Origin of the sequence: Desemzia sp. FAM 23988, assembly GCF_045528365.1 — a bacterium.
In the GTDB taxonomy this organism is placed as follows: domain Bacteria; phylum Bacillota; class Bacilli; order Lactobacillales; family Carnobacteriaceae; genus Desemzia.
The window spans coordinates 1-21,355 of sequence record NZ_JBGQQS010000001.1; the positions used below are offsets into that span (position 1 = coordinate 1).

The 21,355-nt window shown below is 36.6% G+C and carries 21 protein-coding genes and 1 pseudogene; 3 read left to right on the forward strand and 19 right to left on the reverse strand.

Features of this window, described 5'->3' with window-relative positions; genetic code table 11:
* Window positions 1-334: 334 nt before the first annotated feature.
* Window positions 335-517 (forward strand): YjzD family protein, encoded by a 183-nt coding sequence (locus ACEN4L_RS00005; RefSeq protein WP_407095309.1) that lies wholly within the window; start codon window positions 335-337, stop codon window positions 515-517.
* Window positions 518-588: 71 nt separating this feature from the next.
* Here the strand turns inward: ACEN4L_RS00005 and clpB are convergent, their stop codons facing one another.
* A complete protein-coding gene (clpB, locus tag ACEN4L_RS00010; RefSeq protein WP_407095310.1) occupies window positions 589-3,204 on the reverse strand; it encodes an ATP-dependent chaperone ClpB in 2,616 nt (871 codons plus the stop codon).
* 171 nt (window positions 3,205-3,375) lie between these two features.
* Between clpB and ACEN4L_RS00015 the strand changes: the two genes are divergently transcribed.
* The gene (locus ACEN4L_RS00015; RefSeq protein ID WP_407095312.1) at window positions 3,376-4,314 is read left to right on the forward strand and encodes an NADP-dependent oxidoreductase; all 939 of its coding nucleotides are present in this window, start codon (window positions 3,376-3,378) and stop codon (window positions 4,312-4,314) included.
* A gap of 213 nt (window positions 4,315-4,527) precedes the next feature.
* Window positions 4,528-4,965: pseudogene (locus ACEN4L_RS00020) on the forward strand (IS3 family transposase); the annotation flags it as partial.
* 350 nt (window positions 4,966-5,315) lie between these two features.
* On the opposite strand, the gene ACEN4L_RS00025 reads toward ACEN4L_RS00020, so the two are convergent.
* The 18 genes from ACEN4L_RS00025 to ACEN4L_RS00110 form a co-directional block, all read right to left on the reverse strand.
* The gene (locus ACEN4L_RS00025; RefSeq protein WP_407095313.1) at window positions 5,316-6,224 is read right to left on the reverse strand and encodes an alpha/beta fold hydrolase; all 909 of its coding nucleotides are present in this window, start codon (window positions 6,222-6,224) and stop codon (window positions 5,316-5,318) included.
* 297 nt (window positions 6,225-6,521) lie between these two features.
* Entirely contained in the window at window positions 6,522-6,866 is a 345-nt protein-coding gene (locus tag ACEN4L_RS00030; protein ID WP_407095314.1) for a metal-sulfur cluster assembly factor, read from the reverse strand.
* Window positions 6,867-6,890: 24 nt separating this feature from the next.
* On the reverse strand, window positions 6,891-7,652 hold the full coding sequence (locus tag ACEN4L_RS00035; protein WP_407095315.1) for a prolyl oligopeptidase family serine peptidase: 762 nt from the start codon (window positions 7,650-7,652) through the stop codon (window positions 6,891-6,893).
* Window positions 7,653-7,891: 239 nt separating this feature from the next.
* On the reverse strand, window positions 7,892-9,109 hold the full coding sequence (locus tag ACEN4L_RS00040; protein WP_079650362.1) for an N-acetylmuramoyl-L-alanine amidase: 1,218 nt from the start codon (window positions 9,107-9,109) through the stop codon (window positions 7,892-7,894).
* Between the two features lie 2 nt (window positions 9,110-9,111).
* Window positions 9,112-9,393 carry a phage holin gene (locus ACEN4L_RS00045; protein ID WP_079650364.1) on the reverse strand — a complete coding sequence of 94 codons (282 nt, stop codon included), beginning with the start codon at window positions 9,391-9,393 and terminating at the stop codon, window positions 9,112-9,114.
* Window positions 9,371-9,670 (reverse strand): hypothetical protein, encoded by a 300-nt coding sequence (locus ACEN4L_RS00050; protein WP_131832526.1) that lies wholly within the window; start codon window positions 9,668-9,670, stop codon window positions 9,371-9,373. The genes ACEN4L_RS00045 and ACEN4L_RS00050 overlap by 23 nt, the downstream gene beginning before the upstream one ends.
* On the reverse strand, window positions 9,667-10,077 hold the full coding sequence (locus ACEN4L_RS00055) for a hypothetical protein (RefSeq protein ID WP_131832527.1): 411 nt from the start codon (window positions 10,075-10,077) through the stop codon (window positions 9,667-9,669). Before ACEN4L_RS00055 ends, ACEN4L_RS00050 begins: the two co-directional genes overlap by 4 nt.
* A gap of 45 nt (window positions 10,078-10,122) precedes the next feature.
* Complete coding sequence (locus tag ACEN4L_RS00060; RefSeq protein ID WP_407095316.1) at window positions 10,123-10,245, reverse strand: CD1375 family protein; 123 nt, start codon at window positions 10,243-10,245, stop codon at window positions 10,123-10,125.
* Window positions 10,245-10,511 carry a hypothetical protein gene (locus ACEN4L_RS00065; RefSeq protein ID WP_131832528.1) on the reverse strand — a complete coding sequence of 89 codons (267 nt, stop codon included), beginning with the start codon at window positions 10,509-10,511 and terminating at the stop codon, window positions 10,245-10,247. The genes ACEN4L_RS00060 and ACEN4L_RS00065 overlap by 1 nt, the downstream gene beginning before the upstream one ends.
* Window positions 10,508-11,572, reverse strand: coding sequence for an RNA-directed DNA polymerase (locus ACEN4L_RS00070; protein ID WP_079650368.1), 1,065 nt, complete (start codon window positions 11,570-11,572; stop codon window positions 10,508-10,510). The genes ACEN4L_RS00065 and ACEN4L_RS00070 overlap by 4 nt, the downstream gene beginning before the upstream one ends.
* A 341-nt stretch (window positions 11,573-11,913) precedes the next feature.
* A complete protein-coding gene (locus ACEN4L_RS00075) occupies window positions 11,914-13,671 on the reverse strand; it encodes a phage tail protein (RefSeq protein ID WP_407095317.1) in 1,758 nt (585 codons plus the stop codon).
* Window positions 13,672-13,685: 14 nt separating this feature from the next.
* The gene (locus ACEN4L_RS00080; RefSeq protein ID WP_079650370.1) at window positions 13,686-14,471 is read right to left on the reverse strand and encodes a putative phage tail protein; all 786 of its coding nucleotides are present in this window, start codon (window positions 14,469-14,471) and stop codon (window positions 13,686-13,688) included.
* Window positions 14,464-15,531: a baseplate J/gp47 family protein gene (locus tag ACEN4L_RS00085; protein ID WP_207557992.1), complete on the reverse strand. Its 1,068-nt coding sequence runs from the start codon at window positions 15,529-15,531 to the stop codon at window positions 14,464-14,466. Before ACEN4L_RS00085 ends, ACEN4L_RS00080 begins: the two co-directional genes overlap by 8 nt.
* Window positions 15,531-15,935 carry a DUF2634 domain-containing protein gene (locus ACEN4L_RS00090; RefSeq protein ID WP_079650374.1) on the reverse strand — a complete coding sequence of 135 codons (405 nt, stop codon included), beginning with the start codon at window positions 15,933-15,935 and terminating at the stop codon, window positions 15,531-15,533. The genes ACEN4L_RS00085 and ACEN4L_RS00090 overlap by 1 nt, the downstream gene beginning before the upstream one ends.
* Window positions 15,935-16,267, reverse strand: a complete 333-nt coding sequence (locus tag ACEN4L_RS00095; RefSeq protein ID WP_407095319.1) for a DUF2577 domain-containing protein — start codon at window positions 16,265-16,267, stop codon at window positions 15,935-15,937. The genes ACEN4L_RS00090 and ACEN4L_RS00095 overlap by 1 nt, the downstream gene beginning before the upstream one ends.
* Window positions 16,248-17,207, reverse strand: a complete 960-nt coding sequence (locus tag ACEN4L_RS00100; RefSeq protein WP_079650378.1) for a hydrolase — start codon at window positions 17,205-17,207, stop codon at window positions 16,248-16,250. Before ACEN4L_RS00100 ends, ACEN4L_RS00095 begins: the two co-directional genes overlap by 20 nt.
* Before the next feature lie 11 nt (window positions 17,208-17,218).
* Window positions 17,219-17,911 carry a LysM peptidoglycan-binding domain-containing protein gene (locus ACEN4L_RS00105; RefSeq protein ID WP_079650380.1) on the reverse strand — a complete coding sequence of 231 codons (693 nt, stop codon included), beginning with the start codon at window positions 17,909-17,911 and terminating at the stop codon, window positions 17,219-17,221.
* A complete protein-coding gene (locus ACEN4L_RS00110) occupies window positions 17,911-21,327 on the reverse strand; it encodes a tape measure protein (RefSeq protein WP_079650382.1) in 3,417 nt (1,138 codons plus the stop codon). The genes ACEN4L_RS00105 and ACEN4L_RS00110 overlap by 1 nt, the downstream gene beginning before the upstream one ends.
* Window positions 21,328-21,355 lie beyond the last annotated feature (28 nt).

Below are 21,355 nucleotides of genomic sequence, written 5' to 3' on the forward strand. Positions count from 1 at the left end.
ATCACTTCGTTGAAGTTCGACAAAATCTGACCCATTAACTGAGCGAACACATCATACATATAGCCTTGAATCGCTTCTTCTGTTTCTATTAAGTTGCTTGAATCCTTTATTATTTGATAAACCTTTGATATAATCTTATCCATAAGAAGGCCTCTTTCATTTATGTATTTGCCCTGCAAAGCATACATTTATGATAAAGTGCCTTCTTTCTTTTTTCCAGTAAAATTATTGGCTCTCGAGAACTATTTTACACATACTCAAAAATCATCAGCTTTTACTTTCATTCTTAAAAAAAAGTGGTAGAATGAGGATGAAGAAAGAGGGTGTTGATACCATGAAATATATCGCAACATTATTTTGGGGATTTTGCTTAGGACAAGTAGTGAATTACATCGGAAGTTCTTTAACCAGCGGAACTTATTCCTTTTTCACAGCTACTTTAATTGGTTTATTGAGTGCAGTACTGGTTATCTTATTGACTTCTGCTATTCCGAAACCTCCAGAAACACAACATTAATCTACTATTCAACTGAATGAAATCATCTCAAAAAAAAGAAGCCGGAATTTAAATCCCGGCTTCTTTTTTGCTTATTCTGAATCTAATTGGGCAACCTCAACGGCCAAATGCTCTTCTCTGACAGTTAATACAGCTGTCGCTCCAGGATAAATTGTTCCTGCAATAATTTGTTTGGCAATCGGCGTTTCTACTTCTTTTGTCAGATACCGTTGCAAAGGCCGCGCTCCATAGGCTGGATCGTACGCTTTTTCAGCGATCCAAGATTGGGCTTCTTCCGTGATATCCAAGCTGATCTCTTGCTGTAGCAACCGTTTTTCTAAGTCTTTAGTCATTTTCAACACGATTTTCTTCACGACTTCAAAATTCAATGGTGCAAATAGAATCGTATCGTCAATCCGATTTAAAAACTCTGGTTTGAAGCTGGCTCTTAGCAAGTTCAACACTTCATCTTTCGTGTGTTGCGCAATTTCGCCTTTTTCATTGGTTCCGTCCAATAGCAAACCTGATCCAATATTGCTGGTCATAATCAAGACGGTATTCTTAAAGTCTACTACGCGACCTTTAGAATCCGTTAATCGTCCATCGTCTAACACTTGCAGTAAGATATTAAACACATCGGGGTGAGCTTTTTCAATTTCATCCAATAAAATAATCGTATACGGACTTCTTCTGACAGCTTCCGTCAATTGCCCACCTTCTTCGTACCCTACATAACCAGGAGGTGCTCCGACTAATCTGGAAACGGTGTGTTTCTCCATATACTCACTCATATCAATACGCACCATATGGTCTTGGGAATCAAACAGGTTTTCAGCCAAAGTTTTAGCCAATTCGGTTTTTCCTACACCGGTTGGTCCCAAGAATAAGAATGAGCCTAATGGTTTATTTGGATTTTGGATACCTGCACGTGCTCGAATAACCGCATCTGTCACACTCTCTACTGCCTCATCCTGGCCAATCACTCTTGATTTCATATTCTCCGCCAAATTCAATAGTTTTTCGCGTTCGCCTTTGACTAATCGATTAACCGGAATACCAGTCAATCTACCGACGACTAAGGCAATTTCTTCTTCCGTAACCGATTCTTGCACTAAACGATTCACATTCGAATCGAGTTGAGCTTGGCTGTCTTCCAACTCTTTCAATTCTTTTTCAAGCGCTGGAATTTCTCCATGACGCAAGACGGCTGCACGTTCTAAATCATAACGTCCTTCAGCATCCTCTAATTCATGGCGTAACTGATCCAATTTTTCTCTTTTATCTCTTAAATGATTTACTTGATTCTTTTCAGCATCCCATTTCAATTGCAATTGACTGGCTTCTTCTTTCAACTCGGCCAGTTCTTCTTGAATGATGTCCAGTCTTCGCTTGCTGGCTTCATCTTGCTCTTTTTTCAAAGCCGCTTCTTCGATTTCCAACTGCATCACACGTCTTCTGACTTGATCCAGTTCAGTAGGCATCGAATTCATTTCCACACGAATGGTTGCGCAAGCTTCATCAACTAAATCAATGGCTTTGTCCGGCAAAAAACGGTCCGTAATGTAGCGATTCGATAAGGTTGCTGCCGCTACAATAGCATTATCGTGGATGTTGACACTGTGATAAATCTCAAAACGTTCTTTTAGTCCACGTAAGATACTAATGGTTTCTTCAACGGTTGGTTCATTAACCAATACTTTTTGGAAACGACGTTCTAACGCTTTATCCGTTTCCACGTATTGACGGTATTCATCTAACGTCGTTGCTCCAATACAATGCAACTCTCCACGAGCCAACATAGGTTTCAGCAAGTTTCCAGCATCCATGCTGCCTTCTGTTTTGCCCGCTCCCACGATGGTGTGAATTTCATCAATGAATAAGATAATTTGTCCATCACTTTTCTTCACTTCTTTTAAAACTGCTTTTAATCGTTCTTCAAATTCGCCTCGGTATTTCGCTCCAGCGATCAAAGCACCCATATCTAAGGAGTAAACGGTTTTATCTTTCAAATTCTCTGGAACATCTCTGCGCACGATGCGTTGCGCTAGTCCTTCTACAATAGCCGTTTTACCTACCCCCGGCTCTCCTATCAAGACAGGATTATTCTTTGTTTTCCGAGATAATATCCGGATCACATTTCGTATTTCTTCATCTCTTCCTATAATAGGATCTTGTTTCCCGCTTTTAACGGCTTCAATCAAATCAGTCCCATATTTTTTCAATGCTTCATAGTTTTCTTCTTGATTTTGTGAAGTCACTCGTTCCCCACCTCTTAGTTCTTCAATTTTAGTGCGCAAGTTTTTTTCTGTCAGCCCTTGAGCCGTTAATTCTTTCGTCAGTGAATGATTTTTAAGTTTCATTAAGGCCAATAAAAAAATCTCCGTAGACACAAACTCATCTTGAAAGGTCTCACTGATTTTATCGGCTTCCGTCATCAAGTTAAACAGATTTTGGCTCATCGATTGCCCATATTGAAGGTTACTTCCTTGAACGACCGATATTTTATCTAATTCCTGATCAATCACTTGTTCAAATTGATCCGTATCGATGCCGACTTGGTCATAAATATTCTTTGCAAAATGATTTGGTGTCAAAAATATTTTCCATAAATGAGCAATGTCAATCTCTTGATGTTGTCTAGTCACAGCGATCTGTTGTGCCTCGCTTAAGGCTTCTTGCATCGTACTTGTTAATTTGTTCAGCTCCATATTTTCCACCACTTTCAGTTGAATGATTTACTATAAGTCTATTTTACTCTTTTGGTCAATAATGGTCAAACATTTTCATTGCTCAAACAAACTATTTTTGGAGATTCTATGACAAGTGTATACTAAATACAAGCGAATAGCTTACGAGAAACTCATAGAAAGGATGTCATTATGAAAGCAATCGTTATCAACCAATACGGTTCTGCTGACGAACTAGTCGAACAAGAGGTACCTCTTCCAGAAATAAACGATGACCAGATATTAATGGAGTTAAAAGCTACTTCCATCAATCCTGTTGATTGGAAAATGCGTGAAGGTTATCTAAAAGAGATGTTGCCTTATAAATTTCCAATCATTTTAGGCTGGGATGTAGCGGGGATCGTAAAAAAAGTTGGAAATCAGGTGACCGCTTTCCAACCAGGAGATAAAGTGTTTGCACGGCCTAAAACCAACCCAACCGGTACTTATGCAGAATATGTAGCTGTTGAGGAGGATTTGGTGTGTTCTCTTCCAGAAAACAGTTCTTTTGATGAAGCTGCAGCCATTCCGCTCACAGGCCAAACAGCTTGGGTAGCGTTAGTAGAGATTGCACACATCAAAAAAGGCGACCGTGTCCTAATTCATGGAGGTTCTGGTGGTGTTGGCCATTTAGCGATCCAGATCGCCAAACATTTCGGCGCTTATGTAGCCGCAACCGCTAGTGGAAAAAATGAAGCTTTTGTTCAATCGATGGGTGCGGATGAGTTCATTAATTATAAAGAACAAGACTTTGAAACCTTATTGAGTGATTACGACATCGTACTAGATACGCAAGGTGGAGAAACACAAGAAAAGAGTTTTTCGGTGCTGAAACGCGGCGGCACATTAGTCTCTATTGCTGCTCCGCCGGATGAAGAAAAAGCTGCTGAAAAAGGCATTAAGACTGGCTATTTCTTCTTAGAACCAGATGGAGAAAGATTGCAGGAATTAGCTGAACTAATGAAAAATGACGAATTGAAAGTCACCATTGGTAAGACTGTTCCTTTTACTGAGGAAGGTCTGCGTGAAGCTCATAGAGTTAGTGAAGAACACGGAGTGGTTGGAAAAATCGTGGTTCAGATAGGCAAATAAAAATCGTCAGAGTTATTCTGATTAGGGCATAAGAACCCCCGCTGAAGAATTTTCGAAATGAAAATTCTTCAGCGGGGGTTCTTTAATGGCTCAAAAGTATTATTTTAATAATGGTTCCATTCACTAATCTGTTGGCGTGCTTAATTACGATATATACTCTGATACAAAATCTTGAACTTTTTTCTGATACTCTCCTTTGTTCTGTTCATAGGTTATTTATCGACCATTAAAGACGGTACGACAAAAGAGGTGCTATCTCATTATGTGTCTGATAACCTAAAACTGGATATTTCTTTAAATACTGTTGATTTATGAATAAGCGCCCACGGCGCAACGCTACACGCAGATGCCTTTATCCATTCAGACCAAGGTGTCCATTACACTAGTCCAAAATTTCATAAAAAGTTGGCAGCTAATCAGTTAGGGCAGTCCATGTCTAGAAGAGGTAATTGTTGGGATAACGCTCCACAAGAGTCGTTCTTTGGGCATTTGAAAGATGAAATGAAGTATAAAGAGTGTACAAATTTAAAAGGATTGCGAGCAATTGTAGATAATTACATTGACTATTATAATAATGAACGCGGACAATGGAATCTAAAAAAATTGCCCCCTGCTCAATACAGGAAGCAGTTTTTTATGGATGTTGCATAAGGTCTCTTTTTTTTAATGTCCTTGACATAGGGTCCATTTCAAAATGATGAAGAAACTTTTATGGGTTCTTTTTCAAGACGGTAACTTTAGTGACATGGTTGATGAGGTAAACCTGCCCTATTCTGAAGTTACTACCACCATAGAAAAGAAGCAGGAACTTAATATCACGTTAAATTCTAATTTGATTAGACAGTCTACTGATGCAACAACAACAGAATTATTGACTCCATCAAATTACTAACTAGTCTTTTTAAATGAAAAGTTAGAAATAGTAGCTGTTTATATTTACTAACTAAAACACAAAAATAAGGATAGTAGAATATCAACATTCTACTGTCCTTATTTTGTTTTTATGGTCTATCCCATAAAAAATTCGCCACAAGCTCATCCACTTGAGTATTTTCATGCAGCTGACTGTGGCTAGCTTGCGATCCGGTAATGATTTCAGTTCGGTACTCTAATCCATTCATTTGCATTAAATAACCAATGGCGAGTGCACTTCTGCTTGGGACAGTCCCATCTCCTTCTGATCCATCTTCTAAATCCCCCACAATATTCAGCATGTTGGTTGCTTTAGGGTAATCTTGGATGCCAGCGGCATAGTCGCTATACCGTTCACTGATGACTAGCGGGCCATTTTGACTTAATGCATCTACAGATTGTTCTTCATTACCTGAAACAAAATTATTGAACGGCGCACCGATTGCAATAAATTTGTTGACCACTGGCAACGAATCATCCTTTCCATAAGTAATTAAATATCGGAAACTGCTCACACCACCCATAGAGTGGCCCACTAGGTTGACTTCTTCAATCTGATACGTCTGATTTAAATAGCTTAAAACAGCTTTGATCCACTCGGCTTGGTTCAGTTCACTATTTTTATTATCCGCAAATAATACCTGAATCATGGGATTGACTACCTGGTCATCCCAAGTTCCTGCAGCAGAAACTGTTCCATCTGGCTGAACGGTTACAGTTAATACCTTCTTTCCAAAATAGTTGGATTCAAAACGAGACAACATCCCATTAAAGCTTCCCTCTGTTCCTCCATATCCATGTATGAACAAAGTGGGAATGGTTGTCTGATTTCTGGTTAGAGAAACACTGTGGGAAAAAACAGCATCACTAGTATTCGTTACATTTGATACAACAGATGTGCGGCTTTCTTTAACTGGATCCGTTTTTTCCTTCCCGCACCCTATACTTAGCAAGCTGAATAAAATAACGAGGAAAGAAATGATAAACGTCTTTCGCATACCGTCACACTCCTGAATATTTTCTCATAAGCTGTATGCTAAACACTGTTTCGCGAATAACAGCGTCATACTCTTTTTTTATTATCATTCTTCTAGTCGTCTTTTACGAATACTAGTAGGTGAAAAAATAAGCCGATAATATCCTCATAGCACTATTATCGGCTTATTTTTTTGAATATAGCTTGAATGAATTTCCCTTCTCTACCATAGACAGTTCATTGATGATCTTAACCTTCTTTTTTAGAATTTAACAGGGTTAGGTAATTAAACTAGCTATCTTTTCATACTTTTAGTATTCTATTGACGTATTCCCAACGCGATCCGCGCATAGCGAGACATCTTGGAAGTATCCCAAGCTGGATACCATACTAATTTCACTTCACTCGTTTCTATTTCTGGAATGGGTTTGAGAGCGTTTATGACTTCCTCTGTGATAACATCCGCCAACGGACACCCCATTGTGGTCAACGTCAAATTGATTACACAATGTCCGCCTTCAAACAGGCCAACTCGATACACCAATCCTAAATTGACGATATCAATCCCTAATTCAGGGTCAATGACTTGTTCTAATGCCCCCATAATATTTTGCTTGATTCTTTCTTGTTCTTCAGAGGACCAAGAAGAAAGTTGTTCAGACATAGCTATTCTCCTTTTTATTGCCGTTTATTTAAGGTTTTCTTCAAAGAAATCTGCCATTTCAACAGAAATAGCGTAAGGTACTTTGTGAGTACCATTCACAGTTGTTTCAAATTGGACATTTTTAGCGTATGACTCATTTTGTATGGTTTGGATAAACTCATTCGTCAACGAATACGGTACGAGTTCATCCTTTGTTCCATGCCAAAAATAAACCGGACGTCCAGCAATTTTTTCAGGTTGCAACGCTAGCGAAATGGCTTTTAAGGGGTCAGTCATTTGATTGATTTGTTCTTCCGTTAATTCAATGTCCAGTCCTTCAGTCCATGGAGAGTTCAGAATCCATTTGGAAAAGGAAATCGGTGAAGGAGTGCCCATCAATACTCCCGCTGCTTTTATCCAGGGGAACTGAGTCAACATGGCACTAGTAGTAATCCCACCCATAGACAGACCAGAGACACCGATACGATCAGGATCCGTTAATTGCTGTTCCACGTAATACTCTTTTATCGTATTGATTTCAGATAAGTTATGTACTACAACATTCCAAAAATCAACATTTCCGTTTGTTGATTCATCAGTCTTTCTTTCGCCGTGCAAATGAGCTTCAGGAAGCAACGCGCGAAAACCTCTTTTAGCTAACTCATAGCCATTGACTAAAGAACTTTCTTTTACATTCGTCCAGCCATGATAGAAAAATACTGTCGGCAGCTTTTCAGAAAAAGTTGCTTCTGGAGCAATTTCTAGCAAAGGAAGTCCTGCTATCGTTACCGTTTTGATTGAAATCATACGGACACCTCGTTTTACATATTTTTTTATTTTTCATTTTGTGTTATCGTGTACTTAAATGAATCGAGAAAGTCTTTAGATACTCATATGTCAATATTCTTTGAACTTTAAAAACGTGTGAAAACTAGTCAATTTGTATGTGTTAGTAACAAGCTAGTGACACGCTAGTAACAAGATAGTAACACGAAATAACCCCTAACTCAATCAAGAGTTAGGGGTTATTTTTTAGTTTGTCTAAATTAGAATGTTCCATTATTTAATCTGCGTTGCAATTCTCGGACCATTAATGATGGACGGCTCAATACTCCATCCGCCGGCGTACCTAATTTACGTTGTAAAGCTTTTAGTGTTCCTGGACCAAAGTTACCGTCTTCAGTAATTCCTAGATATTTCTGTAAAGCACGTACCATCATTGATCCGCCAGATCCGTATGTGATCGCATTTTGATCAATGCCTGCTGATACACTTGATTTGACTTGACCACTAATCACTCCGTCTTCAGGTGTGCCGAATCTGTGTTGTAACAAACGTACGGTGTCGCTACCTAGATAACCATTTTCGCTTATTTTTTCTTGTTGTGACTCGTTAATCGGCTCTGCAGAGGCTACTGCTTTACCACCGTTCGTGGTAATAAAAGCATCGTAACCTGCGGCTTTTACTTTTATCTCTTGAGCTTCGGCATTGGTTTTATTCGCAAACGCCCCGATTTGAACTTTGTAAAGATCGTCAACTTGAACAATATAAGTGTCAAATCCTTTTTTACGGATATCACTTGCGGCTTGAATCGCATTGTTCTTATTAGCAAAAGCTCCTGTTTGGACACGATACAAAGTGCCTGCTGCAGCATCTACTGAAGTTATAGGAGTAACTGCTCCAGATTTTCGTTTCAATCCATATTCGGCTGCCACAGCTTGCGCTACTTTAGTTCCTAGCGAAGCTGTTTTTTTATTATCACGAAGCACTTTAATATCAATAGTTGAATCCATGTAGCCACCCTCAATTAATGTAGCTGGCATTTTTGTGTTTCTCAATACGGCAAAATTAGCACGCTTAACGCCTCGGTCTCTTAATGCATAAGCTTGTGCTGCGGCTTTATGTGCTGTATTTGTCAGTCGTAGACTCTTAGAAGCATTGGCCGTATCTTTGTTGAATCGGTATGTTTCTGTTCCGGTCCACGTGCCCCATGAACCTGTATTAGCATTATGATGGAACGAAAGATACAGGTCCGCACCCCAATCATTTGCAATGTCTGTGCGCTCATTTAGAGGGACATCACGTCTGCCTGTTGGATCAGATACTACTTTTACTGCTACGTCCTGATAATTATTCATTTCTTGAACAAAGGCATCTACATTTTGATCATTAAAGTTCCATTCATACTCACCTGCTGGTGTTCTCTTTCCGGGAGTAACTCCAAAACCTGCATGACCTGCGTCTGCTGCTATTTTAAATACCATGATTATTTTCCTCCTTTTTTAGGTGCGCTATAATTTAAAGCCTGTTGGCTGTCTGATAATCCAGATGTCGTTGGATCAACTACTGCGTTATAAACTGATACAGTCACCATCAATAACACATATGGATTTGATAGCGCATCAATGATTAAATCCAACAAAATAGCCCAAGACGTGATGTCCTGAGCTGTAATACCCGCATAAGTTAATATTGGGATAAAGATGGCCACAATCAATTGAGCAATAAATTGTGGATTTTTAAATCTAATTTTCCAGTTGATTTTCATATTTTTCACTCCTCTTTATTGTTAATTTCAATTCATTCATCTGATTCCTTAAGTCTTGAATAATACTTTTTAATGTGTCATTTTCCTCATCTTTTTCATCTACTTCATTTTCAAGCTCTTTGATTTTGTTATCTAATCGCTCTATTTCTTTTCTAGCACGATCTAATAAATTTAATTCATGAGCCTGATTGTTACTTTTATGTGTAAAATAAGCAGAAAGAATCGTTCCCGCTCCTCCACCTCCAATGAATAGACCAACAAGCACTTCCCAACTCATGCGCTATAATCCCCCTTGAGAGATACTCTAAAGCATCCTACTGCAATCATTCCGATAAATATATAAGAGGGATGCGGGTATCCTGTACCAAATGAATACGTTAAGGCAACGAAAAATAAACCACTCCACATGCCGCTGAGTAGCCAGATACTATATTTTTTCAATGGTCTGTATTGAAAAAATAGACCTATCGATTTTAAAATGCCTAAAACGACAAGAATAATTCCAATCAAATCTTCTGGCATTTGACTTAGATACGGTTCAGCGTTTGCGATTAAAAAACCATCCACTCTAAATATGAATTCACCATACAAGATACTTACAACAGCAATTTGAGTTCCCCAAAAATCACTGGGACGCTTATAAGACGCTTTCTCTAAATCTTGCTTTAACTTTCTATTTACCATATTTCACCAACTTTCATTCAAATTAAAAAGAGCAACCATTTTTGGTTACTCTTCTATTTCGATACCTTTTTCTCTGCATTTTTCTCTAACTTCTTCTTTCCATCTATCGGGCACATTAGTGATGGACCATAATTTTTTATCGATTAAATTGACGTATACAGCTACCATTAAAATGCACCTCCCAAAGTAATAGCGGCTAATTCAGCGATAGCCAAATCAGTTGATGTTTTTTCTGTTTCACGTTGCTTGTCAATTTGAAGAATATATTCATCTTTTGAATATTGAATTTGAGTATATTCATAACCTTCAAATTCATTTTCTTCATTGTCATTTTCTGAAACTTCAACAATATTTTCAGCAATCCAAACACTATGTTCATCAATAACTAGACGTTCCGGTTTGATGGTGCTTCTTACTTTTTCAATTGTTTTCATGTCAAAACTCCCTTTCCCTTTATGTTTTTAAAATAATAATCATCCGCATAATCTTGAATCGGATCAATATATTTTTTATTTAATCGATAGCTATCACAATGAATTAACCATCCTTTATATGAATTTATGGAACACCATTCAGAATAATTTAGTTCTTGATTAGTTAATCTCTTCTTATTAATACGAATCATTTTCTTCTTGAATTGCAAACAAGTTGTTTTTCTTAAAAGAGAATAATTCATAAAGACACGATACCCAACAAAATCAATTCCACGTACAAAAGTTGGAAACACTTGCCAATTTTCTTTAACCTTCAATTTCAATTTGGTTTTGAAAATTTCATCTATTTCTTTTCTCAATTTATGAAGATCTTCTTTATTATTTCCAAGAATGACAATATCATCCATGTAACGATAGTAATATTGAATATTTTTCACTTCTTTTATCCAATGATCAAATTTAGCTAAATAAAAATTACCACTATATTGAGAAATATAATTTCCAATTGGAATACCAGTATCACCATCTGTTGATTCTATAATTTCATCTAATAACCATAGAAGATCATTATCTTTAAATAATCCTCTATATTTATTTTTTAGAATGTCGTGATTAATTGAAGGGTAAAACTTTTTAGCATCCATTTTCAAGCAATATTGAGTATTTGGAACATCTGTCTGAAGTGCTTTTTTCAATCGATTCAAACAAAGATGAATACCTCTTTCTGGTATAGCTGAGTACGTGTCATTAGTAAAATAATTTAACAGTATTGGCTCAATAATCAACATCACTGCCCATTGACAAACACGATCTGGAAAATAAGGTAATTTAAAAATTTCCCTTTCTTTTCCGCCTTCTTTTTTGATGAATGTTTGGTATTCAGAGGTATGGTAAGTTTTATTGATCAACATATTTTGTAACTGTTTAAGATAAAAATCAGGATTTTCATCAATCATTTTTACTTCCTTATACCATCCTTTTCCTTTTTTCGCATTTTTATGTGCTAATCGTAAATTATCTATGTTGTAAATTTTTTCATATAAATTGCCGTAACGTTTCATTGTATTTGTCCTTTAGTGTCGTTGTATTTGTCTGTATGCAAAATGAAAAACCGAATCCTCAACAAAATGTTTACTAATACAGTTTCAAGAGATTTTTATGTTTTGGCAAGAGCCAGGGTAATAAGCGTTTCACGCTTTTTTATTTTTTCGAATCATGCATTTACTAAGTGACTGCTGATATTCCGATTACGATTAGAAGTGGTATTATTCACATTCCAATTGAAACTACCACTATTAGAACCATTATTCCAATTACTGCCCAATTGAGTGATTAACTTACTTAAAAGTTTTTCAATGTCGCATCAACATAACTTATTACCCATTCTTTATTCAATTATTTGTTAGGCTACACCTGGTACATACACCAAGCGACCGCCGATAATCCGACTACGAGTAGAAGCGGCATAAATCACAAGCCAATCGAAACCACCACCAGTAGAACCATAAGCCCAACCACCGCCCAACCGAGCGACCAACCAACTGTTAGCAGTGTTGTTTTGGTATAGGTAATCTCCAACTGGTACACTTGAACTTCCTGTCGTTTCAGATGGGAAGAACAACCAATCGAACTCCTCATTATAAGCAAAAGCTGAAATATAACCGTTTGTTTTAGCAATTGTAATTCCAGCATCTTTATATGGTGCTGTACCAATATCATCAACAAAACCGTTATCAGCTACATATAAATTGTGTAAACCTTTAGCTTCAATGTTTAATCCATCTACGAACATCCACAAGTTCATCCAAAAGTTTTCTTCACCACGATACGTGATTGAACCATTTTCCGTTTTACCTGATTTGTTCCCAAGTAATGTCGTTGCTCCAGTAGGCTCACCTTGGTTGGTAGCACCATCATCTGCTTTCGATACACCCATACCAATCTCTTCTTGTGTATTAAATGAAGAATATTCGATAGAGAATAATAATTGAGTAGCTGCAACAGTAGCGGCATATGATTGATTCCAACCGATACCACGATTGTTAGCCAACTTACGTGTATTTGCACGTGTCAAGTTTTGTGTAAGTCCTGAAGCTGGTTTCGTTCCAGAAATGGATGCTAATTTGTCTGCTACAAAATCAGCAATTTGAGCATCATCCAAAATATGAGAGTTTGTTGATGCATCATAAATACTACCTTCATAGGCAGATAAATAAATATTATTTTTCACTTTCCCGTTGTGAATAAAAGCTGGATGTATTTTGAACCCTAATTTTTGTTCATCCGATACATAATAACGTGCTTTTCTTAAATGGAATCCTTTTCCACCAACTACTTTGTCCAGTTTTAAAGGGACAACTTTGTAATAAAACTTTGGTTGTTCAACCATTACTTGAACTTTTGTTCCAACTGGATAAGTTGTTTCACCAAGCGTAATTGATTGTGTTAATGTTCCATTTTCCGTATATCCTAATTCGCCATGATAAGCTAAACGAACACCTTCGTCTGTTAAAATACAGCGTCTACGACCACCAAAAGCATCAATGTCATCAAATGATTGACCTTCAGTTCGATTAACTGCACCGGCCAAACGAATAACTTTTTTATTTTCAAAATCTGCTTCAATTCCAACAATATTTTCGTCATCATAACCAATATAAGATTGAATATTATTCAATTGACTTTGTAAATCTTGAATATCTCCAACAGTTGCTACTGCGGCTGGATCAACTTGTAGATTAACATTGTCCGCATTTCCAATAGTTGTAACTAATTTGAAGAAAGCTCCGGATGGAGTTCGTCCATTGAATGGTGGCATATATCCGGCTACACTCGCATTTGTTACGGCATAAAGGACTTCACCATCTTGTGGATCTAACGCGTATAATCCTAAAGTGTGCATGTAATAACCGGTAGTTACATCCGTATTTGTGATGGCTCCTTCAACTTGTACAGCTACATCATTCGTTCTTAATACTTTACTTACTGGTGCATTTTGTTTAATGCTTGATAAACTAGTCAATCCCTCTAATTGAGAATCTGAATAAGTTGTACTAGAAACTGCAATCCTTGTAAATTCAACTGTTCCGGTACCACTCATTAATTTGGCCATTAAAGCTTGACCTTTTTTCGTAATAACTACTTTTTTAAATTCAGCCACGTTTTATCATCCTTTCATTCTGTACTGATTATTTGAACATTTCCTAAATTCATACCTGATTCATTTCGACCATCTATACTAAATGATTCATTATAAGCGTCTGTAATAACTACGGTGACGCCACCATTTAATACTGAACCAACTTCATTTTTACCATGTACAATGTATCGTTCGTTGTACGAATCGCTTAATTCTATCACTGCATTTATAGAATGTTGACCTCCTATAGAATAATTTCCGTTAATTTGGAAGTATTCTTGATAAGCATCCGATAATTCGATTATGGAAGCATAAGCGAACCCACCAATAGCATAAATATTACCTTCAGCATTACAATAGATTCTATTTTTTGAATCAACTACTAAGTTAACCGGCATAATGTAATCTAGAATTCGATCCAATTCATCTACTTGACCAGGAACTTCTAAATGAGTAATGATTTCAATTTCATATTTATTATAATCACGATTTATAATAAAATTCTCGCTATTGTGCAACGAAATCAATTTAGAAACTAAAGCATGATACGTGTAAGGAGAAATATCGTTCCACCTACTCATTACCCTTGAACGTCTAGTTTGTAGTTGTTCATCTTTAGAAACATGAATATTTAAAATTCTTTCAAATTTTTGAATACCTTGTTCATCTGCTGAAAGAATAAATTGATTATCTTTTATCCTTTCAGATTCGTCTGCTGCTGCTTGAAATTCTAGATCTTCAGTATTTGTAATCAAAACAAATTCACGAAAGTTCTGCAAAAAAGGCGGCAAATGTTCGATTAAATTAATATCTCTAATCATTTGATACACCACCTAGAATTGGAATTTCATACGGTAACAACTCTAAGTTTTTATTTTTTCCATTAATTCGTGTGTTTTCAATGTCAATCACACCACTAATGGCTAATATTCTTGTATCGATTTGGGCTGTTCGAATAATGGTGTAAGGTTGATTCGCCCAATCACGTCTTAACTCCATCAAATACCGCTCTAAAACTTCACCGATGGTTGTTTCTAATGTTTGGAGTGAATAACCATCATCGAATGTTAAACTCAATACAACGTTGATGTTTACATTCGTAACAGTATCAACGGTTACGATGTGACCAATAGGAGCTATACCCAAACCATCAGATAATTTTGTGGGATCAATTTCTTTTTGGACATTTTGAATCAATGTATTGCTTGCGCTATCAAAATCAGAATTAAGAATAGTTAATTTGACCGTACCCCCACCGTTCCAAACAGGTGTAACTTTTGTTGAACCTACTCCAGGAATAGCATTTGTCTTTTGAATGTAATCCTTTTTGTTCCCACCAAAAGGCTTAGTATCGAATGTTTGAAAGTACCTTTCACGAATCAGTTCAGTATCTTCTTCATCTTCACCAGGTACTAAAATTTCACTCAATACGGCCGTCTCCAACCCATCAATATAATCGATTGGAATAAGTGTTCCAGATAATTCATTACCTACTGAACCAATCATTTCACATTGCAATTGATATTGGCCATTTGTAATTTTGGAGGTAACGGTATAATTTAAGTCTCCAATGGAAAAACGAGACCCTACAGGAACGTTTAAGTCTATAGGTGTAAATTCCCCTTTAACTACCGCATAAGTTGCTGAATAGGGCGTAATTCCTCTTTCGGCTACCCGTCTAATTAAGTAATCTCGACTAGCGGTATCACCAAAAGTTTCTTGTAATATGATGTCAAATTCCATATACATCAATTGCAATTCAACCGCTGCTGGTGCGAGTGCATTGTAAATGACGCTACTTTCTCTTTTATCAAATGAATCTGGAACACGCTCCATCATTCGTTCTAATAAAGTTTCATATTCAATATGTTCATAAACCACTAAATATTCACCACCATTTCATTTTCTAAATTTCCAAAGATGGTATCCGCAATGAAAGTGACTTGAATTTTACCTTTTTGCGAATTATCAAAATCAAAAGTATGAACTTCCAATACCCTTTCATCCATCATCAATGCTTCACTCACTCGTCTTTCCACTTCTGGACAAGCATAAGTGACTGGTTCACCATACAAATCTTTTAGCTCAATTCCATAATCCCAACTATAAATAACGTGTTCATATCGTTCAGTATTCAAAACCATGAAAATGGCTTGTTTTACAGCGTCAATTCCATCTACCATTCCGATTATTTTTTGATTTTCAAAATACATTCGATAATCCAAACTAGGAAGTTGTTCGAATTCTAAATCCTCTTGTAAAGCTGAATCTGTTCCAGGTATCATCAGTTCACCACCTTATCCAAAACTACATATTTTTGACCGCCTTGCTCCCTCAAAAGGACAACTTTATCACCAATTTTCAATTCATTTGAAATCGTAATCGATTTGTTTTCGTTATCTAATAAAATAGTCGTTTTATAATTCATCACATTTCTAGTCAAAATTAAAAACGAATGATCTAGGACCATTCGTTGTTCAACATTTATTTTGAGTGGATTCGTACTGATTACTTTCCCATACATGATTGCTACCGGATAAGTCGTATCCATTGTTTCTTTAGCGTTTTGCTTTAAAAACTTGTTTAAATCATTAAAATCACGCAGTGAACTCACCACCTTTAAGGGTCAAATCCATAAAATGTTCGTCTTTTGAAAATTTATGTGTACATTTTTCAACCAACATCATATTCGATAATGTGGTATCTCCCAAATTCAATTGAACAACAACCATTGACCCGGCTCTTACTCTTAAATCACCTAATGCATTTTTGACAGTAAGTTTTTTCGTTTTTGCATTATACAATGACAAAAGTGAATCAGCTTTACTTTTTCCGTTTTCATTCTCTTCCAACTTATCAAAGTGTTGTAATACTCCCCACTTGTTAATATTTTTTGAATCTTGAGAAATGAAAACTTCGCGTGTTCCTTTTTCTTCATTTTCACGAATCAATTTTACACGGTTATAGGTTTCAGAATCAATTGAAGAACTGTAATCGAAATCTTCAGCAGTCGTTGCATCTACCAAATAATCAATCGCTAAATCTTGAATTCGTTTTAATGCAATTTTTCCAAAATCATCATACATGACGTATTGTTGCCCTTTATTTTGTAAAGTTAAATCTAAAGCGGTTTGAATCATGTCGAATAAAGCCGTATTATCTTCAATCCTACTTGGTATTCTATAACCGGTATTTGGTAACGATCCTACATTCATACTAAAATCATTAGCGACCATTTTAATAAATTCATCTGCCCGTTTGTTTGAATAAATATAGGTATCTTTATTCTTAAAATACCTTAATTGATCATAAGCAGTCACTTTGATTAAATCATCTTTACTAGTATCTTTTTTAAATACGAAACCATAAAAAACACCTTTATTGTCAACTTGTAATCGAACGGCATTGCCTTCTTCAAATTGCAAGGTGGCATCATTCAAAACAGAAAACGTCAATTCACCTGGAACTCCTTGACGTTCTGTTTTCCACTCGGTCCCATCTTCTACTACTGGAATGAGTGCATTATCTCCATTCTGTATTAACATTTGTATATTCATTTTTCATTCTCCTAAATTGGTGGGATGGTGAAAACTTGTCCAGGATAGATTAAATTTGGATTCTTTATTTTTCCTTTATTTGCAGCAACCACTTTATTAACCAACGTCCAATTACCTTTCCCATAAAACTTTTTACAAATATTCCATAAGCAATCACCTTTTTTGACAGTATAGCTTTTGGATGTTTTTTTGGGTTTGGGAGAAGATTCTGTTGAACGATTTTTACTTACGGTTACTTTTGGTTTTGCTTTTACCGCATTCAATTTTATTTTTGCTTTTTTTGTTCCAAAATCTTTGTATTGCTTCAAATTAATCGAAACAACAACGTCAAACCCTTCTTCGTTGTTTTCCTTTATCTCATAATCTTCCATAGAAACTTTCATATTCGTATCGAATAATAATTTTCCATTAGGTAAGGTACGTGTGACAATAAATTGAAAAGGTTCTTTTTTGACTTTTAAAGATTCAAATTTATTTAAAAAATGAGCGGCTCTTTGAAAACCGCTCTTATAATAAGCAAACGGATAATTCACTTGCGGTAGTAATACTTCAAGTGAAATATCTGTCAATCCAGCTGATTTCAAAAGGTTTATTTCACCTTCATTAATCATGTTCATGGTCTTATTTTGATTGTTGATCGTCATTGTTAATTCTCCAGGAGCAACGGGTAATAGTACCTTGTCCAAATAAAAATAATAGGCCATTAATCATGCACCCCTTCCGCTGATTTCATCATGGCATCTTCCAATCCACCAACAATATAATCAACTACACCATCTAAATCTTGTTCTTTATTTACTGTATTATTTACTCCACCAAGATTTACGTTAAAATCTTGATGTGTTGTGTAACGATTAACAATATCTCGTGCGGCTAAATCACGTAAATATTTCAAATCCTCTTGTGATAGATCAAGAGCATCTTTCATATCCCCAGTATTATCAGCAATATCTTTCAAATCATCTTCTGCTGAACCACTACCGCTACCATTACCACTTCCACCGGTTTTATCATCTGCTGCTCCACCTAAACCTTTATCATCTGCACCAGGTATTCCACCCATCTCTTCCAATGTTGGAATATTTCCAGAACCTAATTTATCCAACATATCGGCATAATCGGATTCAGTCGGAATGTCAGGCATATCAAAACCAAGCATATCCATTAGGTCAAAATTCTTAACGTTTTCAGCTAAGTTTTCGCCCCATTCATAACCAGCAGCATGCGCATCTTCAAGACTCTTATAATCTAATTTGTCAAACATAATTGTTTCTGGCATTTTAGGAAGTTCAACATTAGATAGAAAGTCTTTTGTGATAGTTGGTGTATCGAACATAACGGTTTCTGGCATTTTGGGAACATCTACACCATTCAAGAAACCTTTTGTAAGGTTTGAGCGATCGAATTGAGTCACTTCCGGCATAGATGGAACATCTACTGAATTTTTGTAATTACCAGCTAAATTGCTTCTTTCTAAAGAAACTCTTTCGGCTTTAGTTGGTGCAGATATTCCAGAACCAATATTATCGACAAAATTTTGTATTCCTGAACCGACCTGTAAATCAACTGTTCCGATAGCTCCAATGTTTACCCCAGGAATCATGTTGGCCATACCGATAAGTCCATTTAATCCACCGACAGCAGTATTTATTAATGCTGTAATTCCGGATAAAATAGTATTTACTACTCCAATTGTTCCGCTACCTATCGCTTGCATAATTTTAGATGAAAATATCTGTAACTGATAAAAGGCAGACTGTACGCCGAAAATTCCAGAATTCCAAGCATTAGCAAAGAACTCGGCCGTACTAATACCACTATTTAATATTGCGTCTAATACGGTTAATGCGAGAATATTGAATCCAATGAATCCCATTTGAATAGCCCATATTCCAAAGTTCCATGCGTTGGCAAAAAATTCAGCTGTCGAAATACCCATATTCAATATAGAATCCAAAATAATAAATACTAATGTGAGTAGTCCGAAAAAGGCCATCTGAATTAACCAAATCCCCATATTCCAAATATTCACAAATAATGCAGCAATCGAAATACCAATTGAAAGAATGACATCTAGGATTACGGCGACAACTAAAGCTAACCCAATGAAAGCTAATTTTAACGCCCAAATTCCCATATTCCATACGTTAACGAATAATTCAATTGTAGCTATTCCAATATTTACAATAGCGATTAGGATGTTCCAAATGATAGCCCCCATTATCGCAAAGGCTCCGGCTACAACTCCGGTTGCACTTATTGAAGTACCGGCGAAATGATTAATAGCTCCAACCACCGCATAAAGTACTGCGATAATTGCGATAATTCCTAAAATCACCCAAGTAATTGGACTTGCTAATAATGCCGCATTCAATCCGTATTGGGCTGCTGTTGCAGCAAATGTAGCTCCAGCTTGCATCATACTAGCTGCAGCTTGCACTGCTTTTATACCAGCTGAAATAGCTTCCAAAGTATTATTGATAAATAGGGCCGTTTTGTAAACTGCCATAACTCCCATGTAGAACAATAGAGCTGTTGCGATTCCATAAACGATTGGTGAAATCATTCCCCAATTATCAGCAACAAATTGACCTGCAGTGATCATGCCTTGAAATGCAGCCATCACGACAGATGCGAGTACAGCAACGGCTTGAATTCCGTTATTAACAAAATTTTGAAATGCTGGTGTATTTGCCAATTGATTCAATTGTTGCAAAACAGGTTGAAAAGCCATCACCGCATTATTTTTAAAACTTTGCCAAATTTGACTAAAAGTCATAGGCATTTTTTCAAAATCAGCATTGATTGCATCCGTTGCGGAAAGCATGGCATTTTTAACGATTTCAGCAGTGATTTGACCTTCACTGGCCATTTCACGAATTTTACCGATCGGTTCATCAATATAATCAGCAATGGTTTTAATAATGTTTGGTGCGGCTTCAAATACAGCATTTAATTCTTCACCACGTAATACTCCTGATCCCAAAGCTTGTGTCAATTGAAGCGTTGCACTTGATACCTCTTCTTGACTTGCTCCGGCAACAACAAAGGCTTTATTTAATGTTTCAGCAAAAGCCAAAACTTGTTGGGTATTATCAAATGCATCACCTGCACGTTGTCCAAGTTTGGCAACGGTATCCGCCATACCCATGTACTCACCGCGTGAACGTTGTGCTGCTAAGAAAATCAAATCTTGCAATTGTTCAGTGGTTTGCAATCCATCATTCATCAAACTTAATCGTGCATTGGTTTGAGTAAGTTCATCCGACAAGTTCAATATTGAACCGGCTGATTGTAACGTTAAATAGGTTGCGACCAAACCAGCCATCTGCCTACTTAAATTGGATGTTTCTTGTGTGCTTTGTTGTACTTCTTGAGTGAAATCATCTTGCGCTGCTACATTATCCCTTATATAACGTTCAGAATTACTGATGGTACTATTTAAGCGATTATAAGCAGCATTGACATCAGTCGCGTCCATTCGTTGCATAGCGTCATTCAAATCCATTTGTTGCGATTCTGCTTGACCTAACGAACGTCTTAATGTTTCAAGTTGATTATTTACGGAGTCAACGTCTAAATCCAACCGATTACTTTCTAATTGTTGGATTTCGGTTCTAATATCACGAATTCGTTCACTCATCATACCTAAATCATTAACCGCTTTGTATGGTAATAGTTCCATACCAGCAGATTGATTTGCGATATCAATTTGAGTTTGATTCAATCTTTCCAAGATTCCGTTTGCCGATCCAATTTCACTTTCGAACCGTTCAATTCCGCTTGTTTTAAAGACATCAATTTCATCTACTTGCCAATTAATCGGTACGATAACGGGTTCGGGTTCTGGAAGTTTCAATGTATCAAGTGGTTCGATACTTGTTGGGATTTCAATTGGTGGTAAATCTTTTGATATATTTTCACGCATTTTAGCAAATGTTTTAGATACATCATCCAATTCACTTCTCAAATTGTCATAGCTTGAATTTTCAAATTGCGCATTTGCTGAATTTTGCATCTCTTCAAATGCACTGACCGCCGTATATAAGGAACTCGTGATACTTTGAAGTGGTGAGGTCATTTGGTCGTAAATTTCTAGCGTTGTACCAATATGTGCCATAATTTCACCTACCTTTCTATCGTTTTCT

What these genes read in the sequence shown, in the direction of transcription:
- ACEN4L_RS00005 (WP_407095309.1), top strand. Translation starts at nt 335, where the DNA reads ATGAAATATATCGCAACATTATTTTGGGGATTTTGCTTAGGACAAGTA.
- clpB (WP_407095310.1), bottom strand. Translation starts at nt 3,204, where the DNA reads ATGGAGCTGAACAAATTAACAAGTACGATGCAAGAAGCCTTAAGCGAG.
- ACEN4L_RS00015 (WP_407095312.1), top strand. Translation starts at nt 3,376, where the DNA reads ATGAAAGCAATCGTTATCAACCAATACGGTTCTGCTGACGAACTAGTC.
- ACEN4L_RS00025 (WP_407095313.1), bottom strand. Translation starts at nt 6,224, where the DNA reads ATGCGAAAGACGTTTATCATTTCTTTCCTCGTTATTTTATTCAGCTTG.
- ACEN4L_RS00030 (WP_407095314.1), bottom strand. Translation starts at nt 6,866, where the DNA reads ATGTCTGAACAACTTTCTTCTTGGTCCTCTGAAGAACAAGAAAGAATC.
- ACEN4L_RS00035 (WP_407095315.1), bottom strand. Translation starts at nt 7,652, where the DNA reads ATGATTTCAATCAAAACGGTAACGATAGCAGGACTTCCTTTGCTAGAA.
- ACEN4L_RS00040 (WP_079650362.1), bottom strand. Translation starts at nt 9,109, where the DNA reads ATGGTATTTAAAATAGCAGCAGACGCAGGTCATGCAGGTTTTGGAGTT.
- ACEN4L_RS00045 (WP_079650364.1), bottom strand. Translation starts at nt 9,393, where the DNA reads ATGAAAATCAACTGGAAAATTAGATTTAAAAATCCACAATTTATTGCT.
- ACEN4L_RS00050 (WP_131832526.1), bottom strand. Translation starts at nt 9,670, where the DNA reads ATGAGTTGGGAAGTGCTTGTTGGTCTATTCATTGGAGGTGGAGGAGCG.
- ACEN4L_RS00055 (WP_131832527.1), bottom strand. Translation starts at nt 10,077, where the DNA reads ATGGTAAATAGAAAGTTAAAGCAAGATTTAGAGAAAGCGTCTTATAAG.
- ACEN4L_RS00060 (WP_407095316.1), bottom strand. Translation starts at nt 10,245, where the DNA reads ATGGTAGCTGTATACGTCAATTTAATCGATAAAAAATTATGGTCCATC.
- ACEN4L_RS00065 (WP_131832528.1), bottom strand. Translation starts at nt 10,511, where the DNA reads ATGAAAACAATTGAAAAAGTAAGAAGCACCATCAAACCGGAACGTCTA.
- ACEN4L_RS00070 (WP_079650368.1), bottom strand. Translation starts at nt 11,572, where the DNA reads ATGAAACGTTACGGCAATTTATATGAAAAAATTTACAACATAGATAAT.
- ACEN4L_RS00080 (WP_079650370.1), bottom strand. Translation starts at nt 14,471, where the DNA reads ATGATTAGAGATATTAATTTAATCGAACATTTGCCGCCTTTTTTGCAG.
- ACEN4L_RS00090 (WP_079650374.1), bottom strand. Translation starts at nt 15,935, where the DNA reads ATGATACCTGGAACAGATTCAGCTTTACAAGAGGATTTAGAATTCGAA.
- ACEN4L_RS00100 (WP_079650378.1), bottom strand. Translation starts at nt 17,207, where the DNA reads ATGAATATACAAATGTTAATACAGAATGGAGATAATGCACTCATTCCA.
- ACEN4L_RS00105 (WP_079650380.1), bottom strand. Translation starts at nt 17,911, where the DNA reads ATGGCCTATTATTTTTATTTGGACAAGGTACTATTACCCGTTGCTCCT.
- ACEN4L_RS00110 (WP_079650382.1), bottom strand. Translation starts at nt 21,327, where the DNA reads ATGGCACATATTGGTACAACGCTAGAAATTTACGACCAAATGACCTCA.